This window comes from Candidatus Magnetaquicoccus inordinatus, assembly GCF_004217665.1.
Lineage (GTDB): Bacteria > Pseudomonadota > Magnetococcia > Magnetococcales > Magnetaquicoccaceae > Magnetaquicoccus > Magnetaquicoccus inordinatus.
The window spans coordinates 1-6,123 of record NZ_RXIU01000217.1; the positions used below are offsets into that span (position 1 = coordinate 1).

The 6,123-nt window shown below is 53.0% G+C and carries 4 protein-coding genes; all 4 read right to left on the minus strand.

What is annotated here, in order from left to right; all coding sequences use genetic code 11:
* Positions 1-95: 95 nt before the first annotated feature.
* The 4 genes from EJP87_RS13190 to aat are packed head-to-tail and all read right to left on the minus strand — an operon-like array spanning position 96 to position 5,784.
* Complete coding sequence (locus EJP87_RS13190) at positions 96-2,720, minus strand: bacteriohemerythrin (RefSeq protein ID WP_130472338.1); 2,625 nt, start codon at positions 2,718-2,720, stop codon at positions 96-98.
* 25 nt (positions 2,721-2,745) lie between these two features.
* Positions 2,746-3,900 carry a glutamine-hydrolyzing carbamoyl-phosphate synthase small subunit gene (carA, locus tag EJP87_RS13195; RefSeq protein ID WP_227657635.1) on the minus strand — a complete coding sequence of 385 codons (1,155 nt, stop codon included), beginning with the start codon at positions 3,898-3,900 and terminating at the stop codon, positions 2,746-2,748.
* Positions 3,901-3,915: 15 nt separating this feature from the next.
* Positions 3,916-5,070, minus strand: a complete 1,155-nt coding sequence (locus EJP87_RS13200; protein WP_193771377.1) for an FHA domain-containing protein — start codon at positions 5,068-5,070, stop codon at positions 3,916-3,918.
* Between the two features lie 27 nt (positions 5,071-5,097).
* Entirely contained in the window at positions 5,098-5,784 is a 687-nt protein-coding gene (gene aat / locus EJP87_RS13205) for a leucyl/phenylalanyl-tRNA--protein transferase (RefSeq protein ID WP_130472340.1), read from the minus strand.
* Positions 5,785-6,123 lie beyond the last annotated feature (339 nt).

Below are 6,123 nucleotides of genomic sequence, written 5' to 3' on the forward strand. Positions count from 1 at the left end.
CAAGCAGATGCACTGTCGATTATTGCCAATCGCCAGCGCAAATACAACATCCACAGCGACGGAAAACTGTTTTTTCCACTGTGACAGGCCAGCAATCAATATGCTCCCCGCTCATTGAGAAAGGCACTGTATCGACTGTCATCCTCTTCGATATGCTGGATCAACCATGTATCGATAAAAGCCTTGAACGGCTCCTCAGCCCGCAACTCGGTCTGGTGCAGGGAAAAACGATATTCATCCAACTGCAACAGCAACAATTGATGATGCCGACGATGCTCTGCCAAACCGGCATAACCATAACGCTCCATCAGACGCTCTTCGGCCTGAAAATGGCGCCCGGTCACCTCAAACAGAGTCTCGAAAGCCCGTTCGATGATCCCCTCGACCAACTGGCAATGAAACAATTCAATAATCGAGGAGACAATCTCCAGCATTTTGCGATGCTGTAAATCCATCTGCAACAAGCCCACCTCATATTTTTCCTGCCAGCAATAGCTGCCAATACCCGCTGTGGGATGCAGAGCCTGGAGAATACGTCGTGTATACATATCGCGCAGCTTCCAGCGCACAATCGGAATATTCATGACCAGACGCGCCGGAATCTGACTGCACTCCACCGCCTCCTTGGCAATCAGACGAAACATGGGCGGGGTATTAAAAATGGACCACTCCTCGCCAAAATAGCTGCCCGCCTCCAGCTTTTCAAACTCCCGCCCACCCGTCATCCGTATCACCCGCCCGGAGCGAATCAGATTCAAATAGGTGTGATCCTCATAGGTAATCGTCTCCCCGGCATTAAAATGGCGACTGCGCATGGCCATGACAATCTGTACCAACAGATGCGGAGTTAAACCTTCATTGAACAGATAGGTCGATTCCAAATAGTCCCGCTCCTCGCGGGTATGTTGCACCACATCACCCAACCCATGCCGCCGGACCAACTCCCGATACAAGGCCACCGGAATGCGCAAGGCACGCACAAAACAGGCGGTGCTGTAGGTAAAGCGTGCCGCCACATTGTGTAACGCTGGCAACTCACCCACCAAGGTGCCAATGGTCAGACGGCTGAAGATGTTATCGCTGGTGCGAATCTTTTCTACCGCTCCTGTCAAAACCAGATAGATGCTCTGTGGCGTCTCCCCCTCTTTCAACAAAATAATACCCGGATTAAAATCCACCACCGGATTGTTCAACAAGGTGCGAATAGTGTGCAAGGGAATGCTCGGCAGGGCACTCTGCAAAAAAGAGAAGGCACTGCGCCGGGCAAAATCCGATTGCCCGATAATCAGATTATCCACCATGCCATGCGGCGCACTGGAACCAATCTCCTTTTCCGCCGGGGTCAATGGTCGGGAGAGATGGGATAATAAAATACGATCCGAACGATCCTCGCGAAAATCCTTGGCCATGCCATGAATCATGCCGCCGCCAATATCCAATTTTTTCAAATTGACCGGCGTTAGATAGTTCTCTTTAATCCGGGCAAACTCCTCTTTGCTGATCCCCGGCTTGCTCTCATCCTCCTCGATCATCCCCTGCAGCACATCCAGAGAGACCAAATCGGCAAAATGGGCATAACTGCGGTAACCATCATCCCACAAGGTACGAAACAAAAAGACCGTGCTCTCCACCGGATGCGGGGAGAAGAGTGGCATCACCTCCAAACCATCCAGATCACTCCACTCCCCCTCCCGCAGATCATGTACCTCAAAAAACTCCTCAAACCACTCCTCCTCCACAGCCAACAAGGCGGCCATCTTTTTGCTCACCGTCGCCCGTACCAAAGGAGCCGCATAAAACTTTATCTTTTGCCCAGCCCGCATCAGCGTGGTAATGCCGGCAAAATGATCATCGTGGGCATGGGTTTGAAATACCCCTTCGATCTCATTGACATCAATGCCCAGAGCCGAAAGATTGTAAAACAGATTGGGACCGGCATCGATCAAATAGATCTTGCCCTGAAACATCAAAATACTGGACATGCTGGGACGGTTGACATCCCAACCATCCCCCTCTCCGGCATGAATAATGCTGAAATATTCGCGTGATAAACATTGAAATCCCAGAGGATAGGCCGATTCATAATGCTCTCCCTCTGCCAGATTGAGATCGACATTGAGACTCTCTCCCGCATAGGAAAATTCAAAACAGTTGCGGGCCAGGCGCCGGATCATCACTCCATTGCGAATTTCCACCGCCTGCTCTGCCACCACACAACTCTCTAAAAAATCCCCCGATTGACGAATGCTGCCAAAGGCAAAACGCAGCTTCAGACGCATCATCTGTCGCGCCTGTTTTGGCGCAATACCCGCCTCGATAATCTCCTCTTCGGAGATCAAACCATAATTGCCGCGATAGATATATTGCAGTTGCGCCTTTACCTGCTCCGAAGAGCCGATCAAAAGCGGTTTTTGACCTGTATTGTTGGGATGTTTGGGCAGAATCAGCCCCTGTTTGTACAACATCTGCAACACCGGAAATTCACTCAAGTTGGCAAAATCACCATTTTGCAACATGGTGTCGGCGAGCAATACCGCATTGGGCCCCCCTTCACAGGGAACCCCCGCCTTTTCCGTTTGAAAGATTAAACCACGCTTGGTCAAATGTTTGACACTGTCCATCGGACAACCACACAATACCCGCAGATCAGCATCGGCAATCTCCACCCACCAAATACCCTTGGCCACCGATATTTTCTTGATTTTTTCCTGGTTGGCCATCTCTTCTCCTTATGGTCAGGATCGATTACGGGGCGTGTGCCTGCATCATTTGCACAAACCTTTTGAATAACGGATGGGCATCATGCGGTCCAGGAGATGCCTCTGGGTGATATTGAACAGAAAAAACTGGTGCATGTCGATGGGAAATCCCTTCAATTGTACCATCAAACAACGATTCATGGGTCACCTGCACTGCCGCCGGCAAAGAGGCACGCCGCACCATAAAGCCATGGTTTTGGGAGGTCACCTCAACCCGCCCGCTCTGCAGATCCAAAACCGGATGATTGCCACCGCGATGGCCAAATTTCATCTTCTCTGTCTCGCCACCCATGGCCAGACATAACATTTGATGTCCCAAACAGATGCCAAAAATCGGCTTGTTGGCGGCGATTAATTCGGCGATGGTACGAATGGCATGGGTGACCGCTTGCGGATCTCCCGGACCGTTGGATAAAAAGATGCCATCCAACGGCATGGCCAAAATCTCGGCGGCCGATGTCGTGCCCGGCAAAACCGTCAAACGACAGCCCGCCGAAACCAACGAACGCAAAATATTCTGCTTGATACCAAAATCCAACACGGCAACCCGCAGGCGACTCTCCTCGGCAATCACCTCTGCGACCGGCCAGCGATCCGCTTTCCAGTCGGTCAACCCCTCCTGCCAGGAGTGGGGCTGCAGACAGCTCACCTCGCCGGTCAAATCCATCCCGGCCAAGCCTGGCCAGGCTTGCGCTTTGGCAACCAGGCTCTCCTGGTTAAAATCCAGCGTGGAGAGAACCCCGCGTTGTGCGCCATGATCACGCAGATGGGTTACCAGGGCACGGGTATCGATTCCTTCGATGGCGGGAATTTCGTAACGACGCAAAAAGGCTCCCAAACTCTCCTGGGCACGCCAGTTGGAGGTAATGCGCGACGACTCCTTGATGACAAAACCGCGAATGCGCGGACGTCCAGACTCCATATCCTCGCTATTGATGCCCACATTGCCAATCTGCGTATAGGTCATGGTGACAATCTGACCGGCATAGGAAGGATCGGTCATGATCTCCTGATAACCGGTCATGGAGGTATTAAAACAGACCTCCCCAACCTGCTCTCCGGCGGCACCCACCGAACCTCCCTCAAAACGACTGCCATCTTCCAACACCAATACAGCCCGCTCCTGCTGCTCCATTGTCATCGACTGCTCCTTGCTTTAATCCTGCCACGCCTGCATATGGGCATGCAGACGTTCAGGAGAGAGAAACACAAACTCATTTTTGCCAAAACTGACCCGATCACCCGCACGCACCACCCGTGCCACTTGCGGCAGAAGAGGACGATTGTTGAGGGTTGTGCCATTGGCAGAGCCTAAATCAACCAGCCACAGTTGATTTTCCCGCCACTCCAAACGGGCATGCTGTTTGGAAATGGTCGGTTCATTCATGCGCAGATCGGCCCGCGCCGAACGACCAATAAGAAAACTCTCCTCCGCTCCCACAGCGGAAGCCGGATTTTTGGCAACAGGAAACAACATGCCTGCCAATGGACGATATTTTTTACCCATGGCAGCGGCGGGAGGAGTCGGTGTGGTATGCTCCTCTTCCTCCGACCCATCCGCACTGTTGCCCGATAAAAAGGCCGCTCCCGCCAACACCGGATAGACCAGCAACTGCTGCAGCTCCTCCTGGCTGTATTCACGACAATAGGCGCGCAAACTCGGCAGATCAAAACGACCCACCGCATCGGTCAACTCATCCAGGGAGACCGCAGCCCTTTTTGCCACCACCTCTGGCTCACTCTCCGGAATCAGCAGGCGATAGAGGGTGCTCGGCCACACCAACAATAACAAAAAACGTCCCAGTTTGATCCGGGCGCCATCGTGCAGATCCACCTTGCGGTCAAACACTGGTTGCCCATCGACAGTGCTGCCGTTGGTGGAAAACAGATCCTCCATGCGATAGCGCTGCCGCTCATAATAGATGATGGCATGCTCCCCGGAAATGGAATAGTCTGGAATCACAATATCATTGGTACTGCCGCGCCCAATGCGAAACTGTTTGAAAGCGCTCGCCTGCTCGGAACTGACCACCAGCGGATAGAGACTCTCCTGAATCCCGCCCACATCGGCATGCTCCTCGGCAATAGGGTTGCCATGGGGAGCGGTATTAAAACGCATGGTCTTGACCTGCAGATGATGGTCGGCATGACCAATAAATGCACCGGCAAAGCGCGCCACACCCAGCAGACAGGGATCACGCACCTGCTCCAAAAAAAGAGAATAACCAACCAGTTCGGCATAAGCGGCCAACTCCGCCCGTTTGACACGCCCAAACATGTTGGTCATCGATTCCAGAACAGATCTGCTCATCCGCACACCTCCCATCCATCGGCTTGCTCAACTCCAGCGCCCAGGTGCTGTTCCCTCCTTTTGCAAAGCAATATGCAGTTGCTGCAAAAATTCGCGCCGGGAAATGGCACAGGCCCCCAAAGACAACAGATGATCGGTGCTCATCTGGCAATCCAACAACTGATACCCTTCGGCCTGTAGACGATCCACCAAATGGGACAACGCTACTTTGGAGGCATCACGCAGCCGATAAAACATCGATTCGCCAAAAAAACAGCCTCCCAAAGCCACGCCATATAATCCACCGGCCAAAAGCCTTTGCTCCCCCTGCAGGCACCAACATTCCACCGAATGGGCATATCCCAAGGTGTACAAACGTTGATAGGCGCGCTGCATCCCGGTGGTGATCCAGGTTCCTGAGTCATGTCGCTGCGCGGCACAGGCATGGATTACCTGAGCAAAAGCGGTGTCAAAGGTGACAGTAAAGCGCTGGCGACGCAAGGTTTTTTGCAAGCTGCGTGCACGATGGAAACGCTCAGGATAGAGCACCAGGCGGGGATCCGGACTCCACCACAACAGCGGCTGCCCCTCGGAAAACCAGGGAAAGACTCCCGTCTCATAGGCGGCCAACAGACGTTGCGGCGACAGATCCCCCCCCACCGCCAACAAACCATTCTCTTCCGCCAACTCCGGCGGTGGAAAGACAGGTTGCTCCATCAGTCGAAATAGTGCCATCCGCTCCATCCATTGCTCTTTTCACTCTCCCCCTCATCATCGCATAACCCAGACCGTTCTGCCAACCGGATTCTCTGAAATGGCAGGGCAATCGCATTTGCAAATCAAAAACTATTATGGAGGTCCAGGAGGAGATTATCTCCTCCTGGTGGGTGCAGGGCAAAGCCCCATAAGCGTTAACCTATTTACTGTAAGCTAGATTCTGTGCTATGCTTCGGTCACTATGACTAAGCCAATCGCACTGACGGATGAAAACTGGGACTTCGTTCTCTCTATGTTTCCCACTGGTTGGGAATCGCTCGCCTGGGCAACGAAGGCGGTTCAGCATTTCAGGGGGGG